Here is a 21,235-nt window from a genome sequence, read left to right on the forward strand (position 1 = left end):
GCTCTTGCGCATGGTGGTCTCCTTGGTGGCTAGTGTGCCGGAGACCTCTAGATTATGGCTGGATCAATTTTACGGGAGGCTGACACCGGTGCACGTTGGCTCAACGTGGTGCTGGGCAATCTCAAGCGCGCCATCAGTGGCGTGTATCACGCCATCGCGCAAGGCAAATACGCAAGGCGTTACCTGGGAGAAGCGGCCTATCGTTTTAATCGTCGATTCCGCTTGCGCGAGATGCTGCCACGACTTGCCACGGCCATGATGCAATCCACACCATGCTCAGAGCCGGTTTTACGTGCAGCGAGCAATTTTCATGGCTGAGAGTCGGGGCTAATCAGGTTCATCTTTGCACTTTATTTTCACCGCATTTTGACTTAGTAGGCCGCGGGCACATTCATTAGATCAATTATCATTTCTGGGATCTGATCTTCATAATTCTTGACCAGGTTGTGTTGTCGCTACTTTCCCAAACTGCGTCAAGCATCTTCCTGAAAACCGGATTTTGCTCAGCTTCAACTTCTATTTGATCGATAAAGCGATTGCCATGCGAGTCAATTAAATCTTCAAGCGGTCCAGCGCCCGCAATACTGATGACGCCTTCCGGTGGATTGCGTCGGCTTATTTCCACAAGGGCTTCCCAACAGGCTTCTGGCTTCGATTCCATTAGTTCGAAAAATAGGTCTACAGCCCACCAAAGTGGATCTTCGGCATTGGTGATATGGCGCTTCTGTGCCTCAATGTAAGTCTGAGCCCAGCGTTGGATTTCATTAGATTTCATGATTTTTAAAAGCCTGGTGCGTTTAAGTTGGCGACACGTTCCCATTCGCCATACTCGGCTGGTAATGGCTTGCAGTACATTCGCACCCTTCTTAGGGCGTCGCGTAGGCGCGCTTGCAATTGAGTGATTGCCTGTAAGTGGCCAGGGTCGCGACCTCTGGTCCCACCGGTTTGGAATTGAGGGATTCTTTTTGTGATCAGTTTAAAGTAGGCGTTTCGTGCGTCTGTCTTTGCTTTTTCGCAGAGCTCGTCATTGTTTTCAGGGCATAGCGCATTGGCTATTGTGAGCGACTGATCAAGCAAGGAAAAACCAGGTGTTGTTTTGGAGATTTGATAAAGTCCGCCAAGCACTCCTGCTGCGGTCGGCTCCGGTAGACGGGGGCCGCCAAAGTCATCCATGCCATTTTCTCCTTCTCCGAATCCTGGAGGTCCGATGGGAAGCGGCATAGGAAGAGGAATAGCTTGCAGCCCGTTATGATCTACGCTGCTTAGAGGTCTAGAGCTGACATAGGCGTAGGAACTCAATCCACCTTCTAGTCCAATCGGATCGCTCTGCCCATACCGCCCCGTAGCCGCCTCGTAGTCCCGGAAATAGTTCTGACTCAACCCACTCGCTGCGTCGTACCGCTGCCCCGGAAAGCGCATATCCAACACCAGCGCTGCACCATCTCCATCAGGATCCTGATTCGGTGCGGTGTTACCGAAGGCTTCGCCCTTCAAGCTCCACGTCCACACGGCCACATCGCGGGTTGGGTCGATCACCACGCGTGGGCTGCCCAGGTGGTCGGGTTCGATGTAGTGCAGCGTGTTGGCATTGGCCAGCAGGCCGACCGGTAGATCGTCCAGCCAGATCGCCTGTTGCTTGGGCGCGCCGTTGCTGTCGTAGTCGCCTAGCCAATGGCCGGCTTCGTCATAGAGCGTGTAGGTATTGGTGGTGCCGAGGAAGCGGCGCACCTGCTCGCCACGGCCGTTGTAGCGGTAGTTCATCACCAGCGCGCCTGCACGCTTGGCCATGCTCATGCGGCCGGATGCATCGTAGGAGAACTCCCTCGCTTTGCCGCCGATCGTCAGCGTATTTCCCGCTTTGTCGTAAGTGCGCGCCACGCTTGCTACCGCACTCAGGCGATGATTGGTCGCCGGATAGGTGTAGACCTGTGTCACGCCGCCGACCTTGGCGCTGAGGCGATTGCCGGTGGCGTCATAGCTATAGCCGTCGATGACTGTTCCAGTGGTACCGTCCGTGAGGGCGGTGAGGCGGCCAAGGGTGTCGTAGCCCAGGCCGATCTCTGGTGTGGGATTGCCTGCTGGGGTGAGCGCGGTGAGATTGCCGACAGGATCGAAGCCGAAGCCCACTTCCAGTCCGCCCGGGCGGGTGTCCCGGATAGCCTGTGGGCGATAGTCCAGATCGTACTGGCGGGCGAGGGTGCGGCCATTGCCGTAGGTCCAGCCGGCGGCCGGGCCGAACGGATAGTAGCTGGCGTTGCTCAGCAGTACCTGGCGGCTGCCACCGGCCGGGGTAACGCCAACTTCGGTGGTCTGGCCCTGCGCGTTGCGCAGGTAATCGACCACCGCGCCATCCGGATAGGTCATGCGCCGCAGCTGCCCTCCGACCGTGTAGTCGTAACGCAGCACTAGTACTTTGCCGTTGCTGGTCTGCACCTTGCGGGTAACATCGCCAAACGCGTTGTAGCAATATTCGGTGGTGCCACTAGCATCGCTCATGCGCGACAGGCGGCCGACAACAAACGCTTCGCCGGCCGCACAGACCGTCGGCACAACGTCGTAGGCGTAACTGATATCCAGGCCGTCGGTTGGCTTTGGATAGGTCAGCTTGGTGAGGCGATTGAGCGCGTCATAGCCGTAAGTCGTGATAACCCCACGCGCATCGGTCTGAGTGGCGCGGTTGCCGGCGCTGTCGTAGGTGTAAGCGGTGACGCCGGTATCTGGACTGGCCAGTTTTGTCAGGTCGCCAAACCCGTTGTACTCGTACGTGGTGCCCAATCCCTTTGGATCGCTGACCTTGGCCAGGTTGCCTTGGTAGTCGTAAGTAAATTTGGTTTCGGCCTTGATGCCGCTGGCGTCCTGCAAGCTGCGTGCGAGCCTGTTCAGCGGGTCATACTCGCTCAGCGTGGCGGTACCCAACGCGTCATTCACTGCGACGGTGTTGCCTTTTGCATCGTAAGCGAAATCGGTCGGATCACTTGCAGCCGTTGCCTGCGTCTTGAGTTGTCCAAGCTGGTTGTAGACGCGTGATAACGTACGCTTCAGCGTTCCGGCGACATCTCGGGTGTCTTCCTTGATCTGGTTGCCGGCGTTATCCAAGGTGTAATGCACCGTGTTACCGGCATTGTCGGCGACATCGGTCAGGCGATGCGCACCGTCATATGTGAAGGTAGTGAATCCGCCGTCAGGTTGCGTGACTTGCTTGATCAGGCCCGTGGGCCAGTAATCGATGCGTGTGATACGGTCGTCCAGGTCGCTCGCTGGATCGGCTCCGCGCACTTTGGTCGCGGTCAGCCAGCCGCGACGGTGGTAGCTGTAGTCGGTGATGTTGCCGTTTGCATCTTTGATGGAAAGCGGACGACCTGCGCCATCGTAGGCGAGATACTCAGTCACCTGTCCAAGTGCATTGGTGGCTTTCCAAAGATCGCCTTTGCGGTGCGGGCAGGTTGTGGGCGCTCCAGCGCACGAACTATCGTCGCTTCCGTAGTAGGTGTAGGCAGTCGTATCCGGTACATCCATACGCGCACCATCGGACAGTGTGATTAGCCCCAGGATGGGGCAGCTACCCGCATCGAGAGCTGCTTGTTCGCAGTATTCATTGCGGGAGGTTCTCACTACACCGGTGACAGCGTCTGTTTGTGTCCGGGCAATTTGCTGGCCACGTCCATTGTAGGTAAGAACGGTGGACTGGCGTAACTTGCCTTTGGGGTCGTAAATCCTGTGTTCGAGCAGTGTGTTTTTGGCGACATCGCGAACGAACTCCTCGCGTTGTTGCTGTGCGGTACCCGCAGCCTTGACGATTGCGGATAGATATGTCGGCTGGTACTCGTACTTCGTGACGGTTCCCGCGCGATCGGTTTTCGATTGCAAGCGTCCGTCGGCTAGGTAAGTATTTTTGTCGTTTCCAGCTTCACTGGCGAGGTTCTCCAGCGATCGATACAGGCCGGATCCTGCACTGAATATCTTCTTTTCGCCAAGTGCATAGGTCACGCTTGTTGTCGTTGAGCTATCGTAGCTAAGCGAGACGGCGTCCACCTGTTCGCTTCCGGACTCCAAAGCACTACCAATGACGCGGCCATTGGGCTCGTAATTGAACGTGCCGTAGCGACGCCCATCTTCCGATGTGATGCCGGTGAGGTGATGTATCAATTTAGGATCGGCAAGACCTTGCTCGTGATAGTGATAGCGCTTTACGCTGCCATCGCCATAATCTGCTGCGGTAAGATTTGAGTCGCGATCATAGTCATAACTGATCAGGCTTCCATCGGGAAGTGTGATGGATCGTAGGCGATCAAGTGCGTAGTTGAATTGGATCTTTCTGCCGGACGCCTCGGTCGCCGATGTCAATTGTTCTTCGATGTAAGAGAGTGTGACGTCATTAGAGGGGGTTGCCGGATTTCGTACGGATAGCAGCGCACCGTCGCGGTTGAAGTCCCGAATCTCACCAGAAGCCTCAAAGAGGCGATACTGCGCCTCTGGCGTATTCAGATAAATCATAATGCGATTCGAGTTTGCTCCTCGATAGATGTTTCCATCTACTTTGACGAAGTTTTCGTAGTTCCCCTCCGCATCGATCAAGACGGGGGAGTACGTGTCTGTTAAGACCAGATAGTCGCTATAGCTATGCGACCAGCCAACCGCAAAAGGGTTGTCGCGGTCGCGGAATTGAGCGAGTGAGTGGTAGTACCTGGAAAAGGGTCTCCCCGCGAACATGAAGTCGGTTTCGCTCCGCGTCTTGTCACCAGTGGTGGGGTGACAGGGGTTTGCGGTGGAGCAACTCGATATCTGGCCCGCTCTGGCGGACATGAACGAGAAATCCGCGCTCGATCCGCACATCAGCGCTTGCGGAAGCTCGCTCTCGGTCCAGCCGCCGCCGAAGTTGGGGGAAAGTCCGGACTCACACGAAATCAGGCGTCTCTTGTAGATCGACCAATTGAGCTTTCCCTTCGTCACCGTGCCATTGGATGCGGTGCAAGTGGTCTCGCTGCTAAAGTCTTTTTGACCGTAGCGGATGGCATTCCCGCTCAAGCCGAGGTTGGTGGTGTTGTAGTCGCGGGTTGTTTTTCCGAGGTCGAGGCTGCATCCACTTTTGATGCGAGTGCGAAGATGCGCTAACGCAGCGCTAATCAGTTCGCCCTCGTTCGTGCAATATGTCGAATAATTTGGATCCTGCGGCGCGGCACAGCCTGGATTGCCCTGGCCGTGGACACCCATGTCAACCGTATAAATCGGATCGGCAATTTGTTTCGCTGGACGATCCAGAACGTCGTAACGTAGCGAAAGCTGCCCCGTAAGCGGATTGGTCACAGAGGTGAATGTGTGTTGGAGATACTGTCCGACGCCGGCATATCGCGTGCTGGCCGCCAACGCCGCCAGTGCCTCCACTTGCGTCGGATAGCATCCTCCCGATACGCAAAATTCAGCAGGCGGCAACGCCTGTGCCAAGACTGGCTCGATAGGAGCTGATGCAATATAGGTAGCTGTGCAAAGTACAACTCTGAGCAGCACAGTCGGCACTTTGCAAAGACGTGTGTGCGACGAACGTAATGCAGAATCAGTTTCCTGAGAAACGCTGTCCATGCAATCTTCCTTTGATATGAGCCTTTAGATCTCCTGTCGGCTTGGCCGACGGGAGCACTTCCTGTTTGACGCTACATCCATGCAGTCGCGTGCGAGCCTACGCCTTCATCACCATGGCGTCCAGCGCTTGGCGCCCGAATAGCAGCGGCTTGTCGAAACTGCCACGCTCAGCGACGAGGCTCAGTTCTGATAAGGATTGGCGGGGGAGGACGCCCTTTGCTATGGAGATTGCTGTAGACACTCAAATACAAAGACCGGCGATGACGCCGGTCTTTGTGTGTTTACCCCACCGCCACAACGGATTTAGGCAGACAACTCCAGCAGCAACTTGTTCAACCGCTTCACATACCCAGCCGGATCCTTGAGGCTATCGCCAGCCGCCAACGCAGCCTGGTCGAACAAGACGCGGCTCAGGTCGCCGAAGCGGTCCATATCCTGCTCCGCATCCAGCTTTTCGATCAGTGGGTGGGCCGGGTTGAATTCGAACACCGGCTTGGTTTCCGGCACGGCCTGGCCGCTGGCTTCCAGCAGTTGGCGCATCTGCAGACCCAGGTCGCCCTGGCCGATGGCGAGGATGGCCGGGGAATCGGTCAGGCGGTGCGAGACGCGTACTTCGGCCACGTCGTCGCCGAGTGCGGCCTTGATGCGCGAGGCCAGGCCTTCCTTGGATTTGGCGACTTCTTCCTGCGCCTTCTTGTCTTCTTCAGAATCCAGCTTGCCCAGGTCCAGGTCGCCGCGTGCCACGTCCACGAACGACTTGCCGTCGAACTCGGTGAGGTAGCTCATCAGCCATTCGTCGATGCGGTCGGTGAGCAGCAGTACTTCGATGCCCTTTTTGCGAAAGACTTCGAGATGCGGGCTGTCCTTGATCTGCGCGTAGCTTTCGCCGGTGAGGTAATACAGCTTGTCCTGGCCTTCGGTCAGGCGACCGACATAATCGGCCAGGCCCACGCTCTGTGCGCCAGTGGTGTCGTGCGTCGAAGAAAAACGCAGCAGGCCGGCGATCTTTTCGCGGTTGGCATAATCTTCGGCCGGTCCTTCCTTCAACGCCTGGCCGAAGTTGCGCCAGAACGTCACATAGTCCTCGGGCTTGTCCTTGGCCAGTTTTTCCAGCATGTCCAGCGCACGCTTGGTCAGCGCGGACTTCATCGAATCCACGACCGGGCCGGATTGCAGAATCTCGCGCGAGACATTGAGCGACAGGTCGGACGAATCCACCACGCCCTTGATGAAACGCAGGTACAGCGGCAGGAACTGCTCGGCCTGATCCAGCACGAACACGCGCTGCACATACAGCTTCAGGCCCTTGGCCGAATCGCGGTGGTACAGGTCGAACGGCGCGCGGCCGGGCACGAACAGCAGCGAGGTGTAATCCAGCTTGCCTTCGACCTTGTTATGGCTCCATGCCAGCGGGTTGCCCGCATCGTGCGCAACGTGCTTGTAGAACTCCTGATACTCCTGCTCGCTGATCTCGCTCTTGGGGCGCGTCCACAGCGCGCTGGCGCGATTGACCGCTTCCCACTGCGGCTCGGCCGGCGCGTCGGCCTCTTCGCCGTGATGTTCCTTGCGCATTTCGATCGGCAGGCCGATATGGTCGGAATACTTCTTGAGGATGCCGCGCAGCGTCCAGCCATCGGCAAAACTATCTTCGCCTTCTTTCAGCTGCAGCACGATGCGGGTGCCGCGCTCGGGCTTGTCGATGCTGGCGATTTCGAACTCGCCTTCGCCACGCGAGGACCAATGCACGCCCTCGTTGGCGGGCAGGCCGGCGCGACGCGAATACACGTCGACCTGGTCGGCGACGATGAAGGCGCTATAGAACCCCACGCCGAACTGGCCGATCAGGTTGGCGTCCTTCTTCTGGTCGCCGCTCAGATGCTTGAGGAAGTCGGCAGTGCCGGACTTGGCGATGGTGCCCAGATGCGACACCGCATCTTCGCGGCTCATGCCGATGCCGTTGTCGTCGATGGTGACGGTGCGCGCGTCCTTGTCGTAGTCCACGCGAATGCGCAGGTCGCCGCCGCCTTCCAGCAGTTCCGGCTTCACCAATGCTTCGAAACGCAGCTTGTCGGCGGCGTCGGCGGCATTGGACACCAGCTCGCGCAGGAAGATTTCCTTGTTCGAGTACAACGAGTGGATCATCAGCTGCAGCAGCTGCTTGACCTCGGTCTGGAAGCCAAGCGTCTGCTTGTCGGTATCAACGGTCATTGGGGTCGTGCTCCGTGGTGGTCCAGGCCGCAGTGCGGCCGATGGCCTGGGGGATGAGGTCGCACGGGGATTTTTTCAAGGCAAGCCGGTGGATCCGGCAATGTCGGCGCACTGCGACAGCAGCGGCGCCAGCGCCGGGCAGCGCTATCATGGCGGCCCCGTTTGCCTTGCCTTGCTCCATGCCGCCACGCGTCCTGCCACTATCCCGCGCTTGCTGTCCTCCATCAGGAACGCTGCGATGAGCCGCCCCGCACGGCCGGCGCCGCGTGGCGCGGAAGGGCAGGTGCGCATCGTCGGCGGGCGCTGGCGCAACACCAAGCTGGCGGTGCCGGATCTGCCGGGCCTGCGCCCGAGCAGCGACCGCGTCCGCGAAACGGTGTTCAACTGGCTGATGCCGCGCCTGCCCGGTGCGCGCGTGCTGGACCTGTTCGCCGGTTCCGGTGCGCTGGGCCTGGAAGCGGTGTCGCGCGGCGCTGCACATGCGACCCTGATCGAGCGCGACCCTGGCCTGGTGCAGCGGCTGCGCGAGCACGTGGCCAGGCTGGATGCGGCCGATCAGGTGCAGGTGCTGCAGGAGGACGCGCTGCGCTGGCTGGAGCGCGCACCCGCCGCGCAGGCCAGCATCGTGTTCGTCGACCCGCCGTTTGCCGCCGGCCTGTGGCCGAGCGTGCTGGAACGCCTGCCCGCGCAACTCACACCGGATGCCTGGCTGTATCTGGAAGGCCCGGCCGAACTGCCGCCGCAGGTGCCGGCCGGCTGGCATCTGCACCGCGAAGGCGCCACCCAGCAGGTGCGCTATGCGCTGTATCGCCGGGCCGCTGCTACACTGAACAGCGATCCGACCCCGGTAGTTTCCGTATGAGCGTGGCCAACAGCCGCACTGCTGTCTATCCCGGTACCTTCGACCCGATCACCAACGGTCATATCGATCTGGTGAATCGCGCCGCGCCGTTGTTCGAGCGGGTGGTGGTCGGTGTTGCCTACAGTCCGTCCAAGGGGCCGGCGCTGCCGCTGGAGCGCCGCGTCGAGCTCGCTCAGGAAGCCTTGGCCGCACATGCCAACGTGGAAGTGCGCGGCTTCGATACGCTGCTGGCCCACTTCGTGCGCGACATGGGCGCCGGTGTGCTGCTGCGCGGTCTTCGCGCGGTGTCCGACTTCGAATACGAATTCCAGATGGCCAGCATGAACCGCCATCTGATCCCGGAGGTGGAAACGCTGTTTCTCACCCCGGCCGAGCAATACAGCTTCATCTCGTCCTCGCTGGTGCGCGAAATCGCGCGGCTGGGCGGGGACGTGTCCGGTTTCGTTCCGGCTTCGGTCGTCGAGGCCTTGCGGCAGTTGCGGCAATCCCGCGCGCAGGCCTGATTCTCTAGCAGTCACATCACCACATGCTTTTCAAAGGGAGGAGTTTCATGAAACACACAATGCGCGCGCTGGTGCTCGCTTCGATTGCCGCTCTGGCTGTCACCGCCTGCAAGAAGGAAGAGCCGGCACCGACCGCCGCCGCAGCCCCGGCTGCGCTGACCGCACCGTCCAAGGACGACAACGCCGGCTGGAAGAAGTACCTGCAGGAAGTGGTTGGCCAGAACCTGGGCGCCACCACCAACAGCCCGTTCCTGTACTACTTGCCGCCGGAGTCCGATGCCGAGTTCGCCGGCAGCTACGAGCGTCAGCTGGAAAGCGTCAAGACCGCACTCGCCCGTGGCGTGCAGCCGGGCAACATGCTGGCCTTCGGCTCGTCGGCCTCGACCAAGATGGCCGACCTGATCGACGCCGCGTTCAAGGACGTGCCGGCCGATTCGATGAAGGGCGTGCGCGTGTTGTTCATCGGCAATGCCGCCGAGAATGCGCGCGTGCAGACCATCGTCCAGCCCAAGGGCGTGGAATACACCTTCGTTGAAGCCAAGTAATGCCGTACCAGGCCGGATGCGCGGGAGGGCGCATCCGGCCGCAGCATGCGGATCCAGCCGCATGCTGCTGAATTCGCATGCCACCGGAGCCGGCCGTGTCAGGCCGGTCTCCGACAGCGCCCACGGCGTTGTCCCTTGGTTGATCCGCGCCATGTGCGCCTGCTTGCAGCAGTACGTTGCGTTCCAGCGCCTGCGGTTGAATCGCGCTGCGGCGCATCGCATGGTGTTGCCGATATGTCGCTGAAAATCAACGAGCTCTGCGTCAACTGCGATGTCTGCGAGCCGGCGTGCCCGAATCAGGCCATCTCGATGGGCGAAACCATCTACGTCATCGACCCGGCACGCTGCACCGAGTGCGTGGGCCATTTCGACGAGGCGCAATGCGTGGTGGTGTGCCCGGTCGAATGCATCGACCCGGATCCGGCCATCCCGGAAACCCATGATCAATTGCTCGCCAAGCTCATGCAGCTGCAGCGCGATCACCCCGAACTGTACGAACAGGAGCCTCCCGCCCCGTGAGCATTTTTCCCCGACATTTCTCTGCGCGCGGCCTGTTGCTGCTGGCCTTCGTGCTGGCACCGCCGGCGTGGTCTGCCGATGGCAGCAAACCTGCGGCGGCTGCGACCTCGCCGGTGGCGGCGCATCCGCCGGGCGCGGCGATTGCCAGCGGTCACACCTTGGCCACCGATGCCGGCCTGCAGATCCTGCGCGAAGGCGGCAATGCCTTCGATGCGGCCATCGCGGTGTCGTCCACGCTGGCGGTGGTCGAGCCGATCAGTTCGGGTCTGGGCGGCGGTGGCTTCTTCCTGCTGCACGATGCCAAGACCGGCAAGGACGTGATGCTGGACGCGCGCGAGTACGCGCCCGCGTCGGCCAGCGAGGCGCAGTTCCTCGACAAGAAGGGCGAGCTGGATCGTGACCGCTCGGTCAACGGCCCGTGGTCGGCCGGTATTCCCGGGCTGCCCGCCGCGCTGGTGGAACTGGCCTCCAAACACGGCCGGCTGCCACTCAAGCAGTCGCTGGCACCGTCGATCCGCATCGCCACCGAGGGCTTTCCGGTGTACGCGCGCATGGCCAAGGGCTATGCCTCGCGGCGTGAAGTGATGGAGCGTTATCCCGGCACGCGCGAGGTGTATCTGCGCGGCGGCAAGCCCATTGCCGAAGGCGACATCTTCAAGCAGCCCGAGCTCGCACATACGTTGAAGCTGCTTGGCGACAAGGGCTTCGATGGCTTCTACAAGGGCGAAACTGCCAAGAAACTGCTGGCTGGCGTCAAGCAGGCCGGCGGACAATGGAAGGCCGCCGAGCTGTCCGGGTATCGGGTGAAGGAGCGCACGCCGATCCAGTTCGATTACCGCGGCTGGAAGATCACCACCGCGCCGCCGCCGTCCTCCGGCGGGATCGCACTCGCTGCGATGCTGCAGATTCTGGAAGGCTGGGACCTGGACAAGCTAGACGACGCGCACCGCACCCATCTGGTGGTGGAAGCGATGCGCCGCGCCTACCGCGACCGCACCTTTTTCCTGGGCGACCCGGACTTTGTCGCCGTGCCGCAGCGCGTGCTGACCAGCAAGGATTACGCGCAGGGTCTGCGTGCCACGATCAACCCGGAGAAGGCCACGCCCAGCGATCTGCTGTCGGGCAATCCCACCCCGCTGGAAGACGACGAGACCACGCATTTCTCCATCATCGACAGCGAAGGCAATCGTGTCGGTGCCACCCAGACCGTCAACCTGCTGTACGGCTCCGGGCTGATCCCCAAGGGCACCGGCGTGCTGCTCAACGACGAGATGGACGACTTCGCGCTCAAGCCGGGCACGCCGAACGCCTTTGGCGTGATGGGTTACGCCGCCAACGCGCCCAAGCCGGGCAAGCGCATGCTCAGCTCGATGACGCCCACCTTCATGGAATCGGCCGACAAGGTCGCGGTGATCGGCACCCCGGGCGGCAGCCGCATCATCACCATGGTGCTGCTCGGCATCCTGGGCTACGACGCCGGCCTGGACGCGCAGCAGGTCAGCGCCTTGCCGCGTTATCACCACCAGTGGCTGCCGGACGTGATCGAGGCCGAGAGCAACGCGTTCTCGCCGCAGACCGTCAAGGCGCTGCAAGCGATGGGCCACGCGCTCAAGCTGCCCGGCGACACCGCCGCCGGCGGCCGCGGTTCCAGCCATGTGTGGGGCAACCTGCAGACGGTGGAATGGGACAAGCGCAGCAACGTGCTCAGCGGCGGTAGCGACCCGCGTAACCCGGTGGGCAAGGCGCAAGTGCAGCTGGACGCAGCTGCGCGCTGATGGCGTAGAGCGGCCAACCATAAGGACTGCGCAGCTGCCAGGCGGTCGCGGCCGGTGCCTGGAATCGGCATATACCGCGCTATTACATTGAGGTTACTCCGCGCCGTCCGTGCCCACCTGACGACTGCTCGCTACGTTTTGTTTGTTGATTGAGTGCTGATCGATTGAGGTGCGCCTGCTTTCGTAAGCGAAGGCAGGCACTTGCTGGATACCATCGTGTGTTGTGTCATGCCACGCGCGATAACGAGGTTATCCGCATGTGCTCGCCATCGGTCGATGCAGGCACGCATCCGCAGCGATGCAAATCCACATGTTGGCCTATACCTGGATTGGACTTGTTGCCTTGCGCCAATGCAGCGACCATCGCTTCATGAATATTTTCCAGACTCTGCTCACCAGCATGGTGATGGCATCGCCCATCGCCGCCTATGCGGCCGACACCACCGGCAACCAGGCCGCATCGGCCACTGGCGCAGCCATCCACGTCAATCAGCTCGGTTATCTGCCCGGTTCGGCCAAGCTTGCAGTGGTCGGGTTGCCGCAAGGCGCGGCAACCGGCGCTGACCGTTTCATTGTGGAAGACGCGCAAGGGCGCCGCTTACTGCAGGGCACTTTGCAACCTGCCGCGCAGTGGTCGCCGGCCGGTCAACAGGCGCGGGTGGTGGATTTTTCAAGTCTGCGTAAAGCAGGCACGTATCGATTGAAGATCGACGGGCTGCCGGCATCCGATCCATTCCCGATTGCGGCCGGCGCGTATCAGCCAGTGCTCGATGCATCGCTGAAGGCGTTCTATTTCAACCGCGCCAGCACTGCGCTGCCGGCGCAGTTCGCCGGGCGCTATGCGCGTGCGGCTGGGCACCCGGATACGCAGGTGCGCATCCACCCTTCCGCGGCATCGGCCACGCGTCCGGCCGACAGCGTGATCAGTGCGCCCAAGGGCTGGTACGACGCCGGTGACTACAACAAGTACGTCGTCAATTCCGGCATCAGCACCTACACCTTGCTGGCCGCCTACGAGCAGTATCCGGCGCTGTTCAAGGCGCAGGCGCTAACCATCCCCAACGACGCGCCCGGCGTGCCCGGCATCCTGCAGGAGACCTGGTGGAATCTGGAGTGGATGCTGGCCATGCAGGACCCGGCCGATGGCGGCGTGTACCACAAGCTCACCGACAAGCAGTTCGATGGGTTGGTGATGCCCGAGCAAGCCAAGCAACAACGCTATGTGGTGATGAAGGCCACTGCGGCCACACTGGATTTCGCTGCGGTGATGGCGGCGGCCAGTCGCGTGTATGCACCGTTCGAGAAGCAGTATCCGGGTGTGTCCGCACGCATGTTGAAAGCCGCGCGCAGTGCCTGGGCGTGGGCGCAGCAACACCCGGATGTGATCTATCGCCAGCCGGATGACGTGCGCACCGGCGGCTACGACGATGCGCAGGTGGACGATGAATTCGCCTGGGCTGCGGCGGAGTTGTATGTGACCACGCGCGAGGACGGGTTTTACGATGCGATGATCGCGCGCAATGTGCCGGCCAGCGTGCCGGGGTGGAGCGATGTCGGCGGGTTGGCGTGGATGTCGCTGGCCGAACATCGCGAGCAGCTCACCCCGCATGCCGATCGCGCACGCATTACGCGTGAGATCACCGGCCTGGCGCAGCGTCTTGCCGATGAGTGGCAGTCCTCTCCCTGGCGTCTGGCGATGACGGACACCGACTTCGTGTGGGGCAGCAATGCGGTGGTGCTCAACCGCGCGATGATGTTGATGCAGGGCTACCGGCTGACCCGGCAGCGGCCATTTCTGGATGCCGCGCAGTCGCAGCTGGATTACATCCTGGGGCGCAATCCGCTCGGGTTGTCGTTCGTTACCGGGGTAGGGCAGCGCACGCCGATGCATATCCACCATCGCCCTTCCGAAGCCGACGGCATCGACGCGCCGGTCCCCGGCTGGCTGGCCGGCGGCCCGCAACCGGGCCAGCAGGACGCCAAGGACTGCAAGGTGGCGTATCCCTCAAAACTGCCGGCGTTGTCGTATCTGGATAACGCCTGCAGTTATGCCAGCAATGAAGTGGCGATCAACTGGAATGCGCCGCTGGTGTATGTGAGTGCTGCGATTGAGGCGTCTACGCGGTAAGGCGGGGCGTCTTCAATGCGATGTCTCAGCTGTTCCTTCTCCCACCGGGAGAAGGTGGCCGTAGCGCCGGATGAGGGTATGGCGTCGGCAGGAACACTGACACACCGTACCCTCACCCCAACCCCTCTCCCGGAGGGAGAGGGGCTTTAAGCCACCGCAGCTCGTTCCCCCGGGGAGAGGGGCTTTAAGCCGCCGTAGCTCACTCCACCCGCGTACCAAAAATCCGGTCGCCTGCATCGCCCAGGCCGGGCAGGATGTAGCCCTTCTCGTTGAGGTGATCGTCGATTGCGGCGGTGTACACCTCCACGTCCGGATGTACCGCTTCCAGCGCTTTCAGGCCCTCCGGTGCGGCCACTAAAAAAATGCCCTTGATGCGCCGTGCGCCGGCGCGCTTGAGCATGTCGATGGTGGCGATCAGGGTGCCGCCGGTGGCCAGCATCGGGTCCAGGATCAGCGCGTCGCGTTCTTCCAGGCGGCCGGTGAGGCGTTCGAAGTAGGGCACCGGCTGCAGGGTTTCTTCGTCGCGCTGCAGGCCGACCACGCTCACGCGCGCGGCCGGGATCAGCGCCAGCACGCCCGGCAGCATGCCCAACCCTGCGCGCAGGATCGGGACCAGGGTGATTTTTGCGCCGGCAATCCGCTGGACGGTCACCGGGCCGGCCCAGCCGGGTTGCACGTGCGATTCGGTGTCCAGATTGGCGGTGGCCTCGTAAGCCAGCAACGTGCCCAGCTCGGTGACCAGTTCGCGGAAGCCCTTGGTGCTCAAGGCGGCATCGCGCAGCAGACCGATCTTGTGTTGAACGAGGGGGTGGCGAACTTCGACGATTTTCATGGGCAGCGACAGGCGGGAGAGACCCACAGTGTGCCGCAGCCGGCGGCAGCGTCGCCACACATTGCGCGTGATCGCGCTTGCAGATGTCATGTCAGTGAAACGTCGTAGACATAGTGTGCCCACCCATTCTTAACCAATTGGGGAAGCACCCGTGCTCAACAAGACTCCGCTCTGCCTGGCGATCACGCTGACGTTGGCTGCGGCCACGTGGAGCCCGCTAGCGCTGGCGGCTGAGGGTGCTGCTGCAACCGGCGCAGCAAGCGCTGCGGCCATCGATCTGGAGCGGCTGGAAGTGCGCCCGCAAACGGAATCGCAAGTACGCGCGGTGGATCTCAAGCGCAGCTCCGATGCCATCCAGGATGCGGTCGCCTCCGATGCGATGGGCCGCTATCCCGACAAGAATGTTGCAGAATCCTTGCAGCGCCTGCCCGGCGTCAGCGTCACCCGCGATCAGGGCGAAGGCCGCTTCGTGGTGATCCGCGGTCTGGATTCGGCGCTCAACAGCGTCACCATCGACGGCATGACCATGGGCACGCCGGAAGACGGCACGCGCTCGGCGCCGCTGGACGTGATTCCCTCCGATTCCACCGAGCGCCTGAAGGTGGTCAAGTCGCCAACGCCTGACATGCCGGGCGATTCCATCGGCGGCGCAATTCAAGTCGAGTCCACCTCCGCATTCGATCGCGATGGCCGCACCTTGCGCGGCTCGGTCGAAGGCAGCCACCAGTCGCTGTCGGGCAAGACCAGCCCGAAGGGCGCGTTCAACTACAGCGATATCTTCGATGGCACCTTCGGTGTGGCAGTGGGTGTGAACTACCAGGATCGCGAATTCGAATCCGACAACACCGAAGTGGCCTACGACAGTTTCGATGGCGGTGCGGCCGACGATTTGTTTGCCGGTGAAGTGCAGCGCCGCAAATACTTCATCGAACGCACCCGCATGGGCGCCAACCTCAATCTGGACTGGCGCCCGGACGAAGACAACCGCTATTACCTGCGTACGCTGTACAGCCGTTTCGACGATGCCGAAACGCGTCAGCGCACCATCTTCGGTCTGAGCGATGGTCAGGTCAGCGCCAACGGCGATGGCACCTACAACGTGGCCGATCTGCCGGCCGATTCGATCTCCAAGCGCGTGCGTTATCGCACCAAGAAGGAAGACACCATGGCCTTGAGCGTGGGCGGCGAAAATCGCCTGAGCGCAGCCACCGTGGATTACAAGGTGGGCTACACCAAGACCACCGAGCGCGTGAACGATGAAATGGAAGCGCGCTTCAACTATGACGGCGACGATCTGTCGGCCACGGTCGATCAGAACAGCGGGATTCCGCGCCTGGGCTTCTCCGACAACGGCTGGCAGAGCAACGACGATTTCGTGTTCGACCGCTTCGTACTTTCGCCCAAGCGGGTGGACGACAGCGAGCGCAGCGCGCAGGTCAACGTGCGCTTCGATGGCGAGCATTCCAGCCTGAAGATGGGCGTGCTCGGTCGCTGGCGCGAGCGCGATGTCAATGTGGACGAACGCGAGCTGCGTCGCGGCCCGGCGATCGACTTGAGCGACTGGACCACCGCCGCGCCGGAACACCGTGGCGGCACCTTGGGCGAAAGCATCGGCTCGGATGGCATGCGCCGTTACTGGAACACCTCCGGCAATCTGTACAGCGCACGTCCGCAGGATGTCGGCGGCAATCAGCAGGTCTCGCTGCAGGACGACTACACCGCCACCGAAGATGTGTTTGCGACGTACGCAATGGGCACCTGGGACATCGGGGCGCTGCGCATGATTGCCGGCGTGCGTGTGGAGAACACCCAGTTCAATGCCACCGGCAATCAGGTGGACGTGGCAGAAGACGGCCGCTCGGCCACGGTGACGCCACGGGAGGCGTCCAGCAGCTACACCAATGTGCTGCCGGGCCTGCACCTGCGCTATGACACCGGCAACGACTGGGTGCTGCGGTTTGCGGCCAACAAGACCTTGTCGCGTCCGTCGTTCGGCGATGTCTCGCCGCGCGTGAGCATCAATCGCGGCGATGAGGAAGTGAGCATCGGCAATCCCGATCTCAATCCTTACCGTTCCACCAATCTGGATCTGTCGTTCGAAAAATACATCGGCAGCACCGGCCTGATCTCGTTGGGCGTGTTCAACAAATCGATCGACGATTACATCGTGCAGACGATCAGCACCAACGATGCGGAATTCCCGGATTTGCAGGTCACGCGTTCGATCAATGGCGACACCGCAAAAGTGCGCGGTGCCGAGTTCAATTGGCAGCAGACCCTGGACTTCCTGCCGGAAGGCTGGAATGGCCTGTTGGTCGGTGCCAGCGCCACCGTGCTGGACAGCGATTTCGACCCCGGCCTGAGCGACCGCGCCGGTGAGGACTTCACCTTGCCGCGTTCGTCCAAGCGGATCTACAGCGGCCATCTGGGTTATGAAAAATATGGCTTCAGTGCGCGCGTGGCAGCGGTATATCGCAGCGAATACCTGGACACCATCGGCGCCAGCCGCGCGTACGATATCTATGTCGCTCCGCACACACAGCTGGATTTCAGCATGAATTACCAATTCAACAGCCACGTCAGCCTGTATCTGGAAGCGCAGAACCTGCTGGACGAGCCGCTGGAGCTGTACCAGGGCGTGCCCACACGCACGCTGCAGAACGAAGAATACGGCCGCACCTATGCGCTCGGCCTGAAGGTGGCACTGTGATCGCAACGCGCACGCTGCTCCACACCACGTTACTCCACACCACACTGCTCGCTACCGCACTGGCGCTGACGGCTTGCGCCAGCGCACCGGTCGACCGCGAAGCCGACGAGGCGCTGCTGAAAGACCCCTTGCTCAGCGAGGCCAGGGTGGCGCACGAAGTGGTGCCGGAAGCCTTCATCACCACTTCTACGCCGTCCGACAATCTGGATTCGCCGGCCAGCTGGATGGCGCCGGATGGCAGCCGCTGGCTGATCGCCACTGCCAAGGCCACGCATGCGTTGGTGGTATTCGACGGCGACAACGGCAAGCGCCTGCGCGTGGTCGGCGGCAAGGGCAAGGCCCTGGGCAAGCTGGATCGCCCGAACGGGATCTCGGTGGTCGACGATCTGCTGTTTGTGGTCGAGCGCGACAACCGCCGTGTGCAGGTGTTCTCGCTGCCGGACTTCAAGCCGTTGACCGCCTTCGGCCAGGACGAACTGCGCGAGCCTTACGGGCTGTGGGTGCGCAAGCACGACGGGGGCTACGAGGTGGTGGTCAGCGACAACTACATGTCGCCGGCCAACAAGGATCTGCCGCCGCCGGTGGCCGACCTCGGTCAGCGCTTTCGGCGTTATCAACTGAACAACGCAGGGCAGGGCTGGCAATCGCAGCTGACCCAGAGCTTTGGCGATACCACCGAAGCGGGTGCAGTGCGGATTGCCGAATCGGTGTTCGGCGATGAAGCCAATGCGCGCTTGATGATTGCCGAAGAAGATGTGGCCGTGGGCACGCAGCTACGCGAGTACGGCATGGATGGACGTTATCGTGGGCGCAATGTCGGCACCGGCTTGTTCAAGGCGCAGGCCGAAGGCATGACCTTGCTGGCGTGCAGCGATGGCAGCGGGTACTGGATCGCCACCGATCAGTTCAAGGACCGCAGTGTGTTCCAGGTGTTCGATCGCCAGAGCCTGGCGCATGTGGGCGCATTCGCCGGCCGGGTGACCGCCAATACCGATGGCGTGTGGCTGGATCAGCGCGGCGATGCGCGCTTCCCCGGTGGCGTGTTCTATGCCTTGCATGACGACCAGGCGGTGGCCGCCTTCGATTGGCGCGATATCGCGCGCACGCTGCGCTTGAAAGAGTGCGCGCCATGAGCGCTGGGCGTGCGTCGGTATACGCGCTGCTCTCGCTCATCGCGATGAGCAGCGCTCAATCGTTTGCCGCCGAGCGGGCTGCCGAACCGAATACGCAGGTGCCGGCGGGCTCCACCCACTATGTCGCCGACGGCTTTCCGGACCGCATCGTCGCCACGCCCGCGCAGGATGCGGCCACTGGCTTCGCAGCGGCCTGGCGTACCGATGCCAGCGTCAACCAGCCGTGGCTGGAACTGGTCGTCGCCGGCGACTCGCCCGACGTGGGTACGCCGCGCCGCATTCGCGCCAGCACCGCCACGCTGAGCAGCGAAAACGGCAGCTCGCATCATCACCGCGCCGATATCGATGGGTTGAAGCCGGACACGCTGTACGCCTACCGCGTGCAGGGCAACAGCACCTGGGGCGCATGGAATCATTTCCGCACCGCCGCCACGGCCGCCACCCCGCTGACGCTGCTGTATTTCGGCGATACCCAGAACAAGAATCTCAGCCTGGTCTCGCGGGTGATCCGCCAGGCCTGGCGCAGCGCACCGGACGCGCGGCTGGCACTGTTCGCCGGCGATCTGGTCAGCGGCAAGGACGGCCAGGACGACAACGAATGGGCTGAGTGGTTCGAAGCCGGGCGCTGGTTGCTGGAAGGTACCGCGGTAGCGCCGGCACCGGGCAATCACGAGTATCACGAAGAAGGCGAGGACACCCCGCAGGCGACGCGCACGCTCGGCAGCCATTGGCCGGTGACCTTCGCCTTGCCGCGCAACGGGCCGTCGGCGACCGCGCGCACCAGCTACTGGTTCGACTACCAGGGCGTGCGCATCGCCGTGCTCGACGGTACCTCCGTGCTGGATCTGGGCACCGGCCCGGCGCAGGCGCAGTGGCTGGACACCGTATTGGCCGACAATCCGCATCCGTGGTCGATCGTGCTGATCCATCAGCCGTTCTTCTCGCCGCGCGCCGATCGCGAGAACGAAAAGCTGGTCGAGCAGGTGCTGCCGGTGATCCGTCGCCACAAGGTCGATCTGGTGCTGCAGGGCCACGACCACACCTACGGCCGTCGCGGCGATGAGGCCGGGCAGGCGACGCCGGTGTTCGTGGTGTCGGTGGCCGGACCAAAGCAGTACCGGCTGTCGGACATGGCTCGCAAGACCATGCGCCCGGTCGGCGAAGACACCCAGCTGTATCAGGTGCTTCGCATTGACAACCAGAAGTTGCTCTACGAGTCGCGCACCGCCACCGGACGTCTCTACGATGCTTTCGAGCTCAAGCGCGATACGACCGGGGCCAAGCGTTTGATCGAACACGAAGCAGGACGCATCGCCCGACGTGACTGCCCGCGCAGCGCAACGCTCAAGGGACGGGCCGATCGCTGCTGGGAATGATGTTGCTGTGAAGAAATCGAAATAGTTGGGGCGGATCGGCGTACCGTGTTAGGGAGATGTGAGGAAACTTCGCTGATGCATTGATTTTTCCAATGGTTACCTCGTATGCCAATTGGAAAGTGTGAGTTACGTCACACAAAAAATGGGCATAGGGTGTGGTTAGCCGGATCTCCATCCGGGTAGCCGGTGGCAAGACGGTGCTGGATGGAGGTGTTGGTGCCCCCAGCCCCCGAGAAACCACCATGATTCCCCATGTGTTTCATCTGACCGCGCCGACCAAGCAATTGCAGTGGGAAGAACGCAGGATCCAGGCCCGTCTGCAGCGGCTCTTGCCGGACTGGGTCTGCTACGTCTGGGATGATGCGGACAATTCGGAACTGATGCGTCGCGCGTTCCCGGAATTCGCCGACCGTTACGAGGCGATCCGCTTCGGCGTGATGAAGGCCGACATCGCCCGCTGCGCCTATATGCACGCGCACGGCGGCTTTTATTTCGACACCGACTACAAGCTGCTGCAGCCGCTTGGCGCCGACCTGTTGGTACAGCAATGCGTGCTGCCGATCGAAGATGGCGCACTAGGCAACGATCAGTTCAAGATCGGCAATGCCGTATTTGGTTCCCAGGCAGGGCATCCTTTGTGGCGCGCCTTTATCGAGCACATCTTCAGTGTGCATGCGCCGGAGACGCTGGAAGATCACCGGCAGATTCCGATGATCTCCGGCCCGCGCGGGCTGACGCGCTTCTACAACGCATATGGCGAGCAGTTCTCCGGCATCGTGTTCCCGCCGCGCGATGCATTCCATCCGGATCGCACCTGGTTCGGGCTCGGCCACCGCGGCGGCAAGATCGCCGTCGGCTCGCATCTGTGCTGGGCATCGTGGCGCGGCAAGTCGACGCGCCGGGCGGTGACCAATTACCTGCGTCGCAAGCTGAGCGCGGTGCCGATCTGATTGCTGCCGGTCGCCATGCAGATCTGTCGAACGGATCCGCATGGCGGCACTGAGGTGATTCCCGCTGCGGCAGTCAACGCAACTTTTTGTGCGGTTCACGCTGGTGAAGGGCGCTTG

14 protein-coding genes, 1 other RNA gene and 1 pseudogene are annotated in these 21,235 nt (G+C 62.0%); 12 read left to right on the forward strand and 4 right to left on the reverse strand.

Going from position 1 to position 21,235, the window contains the following annotated elements; genetic code table 11:
• Positions 1–87: 87 nt before the first annotated feature.
• Positions 88–318 (forward strand): annotated as a pseudogene (locus XcyCFBP4188_RS20495) (transposase); the annotation flags it as partial.
• 88 nt (positions 319–406) lie between these two features.
• Here the strand turns inward: XcyCFBP4188_RS20495 and XcyCFBP4188_RS20500 are convergent.
• The 3 genes from XcyCFBP4188_RS20500 to htpG form a co-directional block, all read right to left on the reverse strand.
• Positions 407–775 (reverse strand): DUF6869 domain-containing protein, encoded by a 369-nt coding sequence (locus XcyCFBP4188_RS20500; RefSeq protein WP_104592764.1) that lies wholly within the window; start codon positions 773–775, stop codon positions 407–409.
• 5 nt (positions 776–780) lie between these two features.
• On the reverse strand, positions 781–5,577 hold the full coding sequence (locus tag XcyCFBP4188_RS20505; protein WP_233368510.1) for an RHS repeat-associated core domain-containing protein: 4,797 nt from the start codon (positions 5,575–5,577) through the stop codon (positions 781–783).
• A gap of 303 nt (positions 5,578–5,880) precedes the next feature.
• Positions 5,881–7,785, reverse strand: coding sequence for a molecular chaperone HtpG (gene htpG, locus XcyCFBP4188_RS20510; RefSeq protein WP_104592765.1), 1,905 nt, complete (start codon positions 7,783–7,785; stop codon positions 5,881–5,883).
• Between the two features lie 238 nt (positions 7,786–8,023).
• Between htpG and rsmD the strand changes: the two genes are divergently transcribed.
• The 7 genes from rsmD to XcyCFBP4188_RS20550 all read left to right on the forward strand — a co-directional run bounded on the left by rsmD (position 8,024) and on the right by XcyCFBP4188_RS20550 (position 14,117).
• Positions 8,024–8,647 carry a 16S rRNA (guanine(966)-N(2))-methyltransferase RsmD gene (gene rsmD / locus XcyCFBP4188_RS20515; RefSeq protein WP_043907399.1) on the forward strand — a complete coding sequence of 208 codons (624 nt, stop codon included), beginning with the start codon at positions 8,024–8,026 and terminating at the stop codon, positions 8,645–8,647.
• On the forward strand, positions 8,644–9,150 hold the full coding sequence (gene coaD, locus XcyCFBP4188_RS20520; protein WP_104592766.1) for a pantetheine-phosphate adenylyltransferase: 507 nt from the start codon (positions 8,644–8,646) through the stop codon (positions 9,148–9,150). The genes rsmD and coaD overlap by 4 nt, the downstream gene beginning before the upstream one ends.
• A gap of 47 nt (positions 9,151–9,197) precedes the next feature.
• On the forward strand, positions 9,198–9,695 hold the full coding sequence (locus XcyCFBP4188_RS20525; RefSeq protein ID WP_023904336.1) for a hypothetical protein: 498 nt from the start codon (positions 9,198–9,200) through the stop codon (positions 9,693–9,695).
• A 234-nt stretch (positions 9,696–9,929) separates the two neighbouring features.
• Positions 9,930–10,214: a YfhL family 4Fe-4S dicluster ferredoxin gene (locus XcyCFBP4188_RS20535; protein ID WP_003489796.1), complete on the forward strand. Its 285-nt coding sequence runs from the start codon at positions 9,930–9,932 to the stop codon at positions 10,212–10,214.
• Complete coding sequence (gene ggt, locus XcyCFBP4188_RS20540) at positions 10,211–11,989, forward strand: gamma-glutamyltransferase (RefSeq protein ID WP_104592767.1); 1,779 nt, start codon at positions 10,211–10,213, stop codon at positions 11,987–11,989. Before XcyCFBP4188_RS20535 ends, ggt begins: the two co-directional genes overlap by 4 nt.
• 69 nt (positions 11,990–12,058) lie before the next feature.
• Positions 12,059–12,136: non-coding RNA, sX9 sRNA (locus XcyCFBP4188_RS20545), on the forward strand.
• A gap of 223 nt (positions 12,137–12,359) precedes the next feature.
• A complete protein-coding gene (locus XcyCFBP4188_RS20550; protein ID WP_043907397.1) occupies positions 12,360–14,117 on the forward strand; it encodes a glycoside hydrolase family 9 protein in 1,758 nt (585 codons plus the stop codon).
• A gap of 199 nt (positions 14,118–14,316) precedes the next feature.
• On the opposite strand, the gene upp is transcribed toward XcyCFBP4188_RS20550, so the two are convergent.
• Positions 14,317–14,949, reverse strand: coding sequence for a uracil phosphoribosyltransferase (gene upp, locus XcyCFBP4188_RS20555; protein ID WP_006448928.1), 633 nt, complete (start codon positions 14,947–14,949; stop codon positions 14,317–14,319).
• A 151-nt stretch (positions 14,950–15,100) separates the two neighbouring features.
• Between upp and XcyCFBP4188_RS20560 the strand changes: the two genes are divergently transcribed.
• From XcyCFBP4188_RS20560 to XcyCFBP4188_RS20575, 4 genes are all read left to right on the forward strand, one after another.
• Positions 15,101–17,659 carry a TonB-dependent receptor gene (locus XcyCFBP4188_RS20560; protein WP_006448927.1) on the forward strand — a complete coding sequence of 853 codons (2,559 nt, stop codon included), beginning with the start codon at positions 15,101–15,103 and terminating at the stop codon, positions 17,657–17,659.
• Positions 17,656–18,792, forward strand: a complete 1,137-nt coding sequence (locus XcyCFBP4188_RS20565) for a phytase (RefSeq protein ID WP_006448925.1) — start codon at positions 17,656–17,658, stop codon at positions 18,790–18,792. The genes XcyCFBP4188_RS20560 and XcyCFBP4188_RS20565 overlap by 4 nt, the downstream gene beginning before the upstream one ends.
• The gene (locus XcyCFBP4188_RS20570; RefSeq protein WP_006448922.1) at positions 18,789–20,168 is read left to right on the forward strand and encodes a purple acid phosphatase family protein; all 1,380 of its coding nucleotides are present in this window, start codon (positions 18,789–18,791) and stop codon (positions 20,166–20,168) included. Before XcyCFBP4188_RS20565 ends, XcyCFBP4188_RS20570 begins: the two co-directional genes overlap by 4 nt.
• Before the next feature lie 242 nt (positions 20,169–20,410).
• Positions 20,411–21,118 (forward strand): glycosyltransferase family 32 protein, encoded by a 708-nt coding sequence (locus XcyCFBP4188_RS20575; RefSeq protein WP_074057265.1) that lies wholly within the window; start codon positions 20,411–20,413, stop codon positions 21,116–21,118.
• Positions 21,119–21,235 lie beyond the last annotated feature (117 nt).

Source organism: Xanthomonas hortorum pv. cynarae, assembly GCF_002939985.1.
Taxonomy (GTDB): domain Bacteria; phylum Pseudomonadota; class Gammaproteobacteria; order Xanthomonadales; family Xanthomonadaceae; genus Xanthomonas; species Xanthomonas hortorum_D.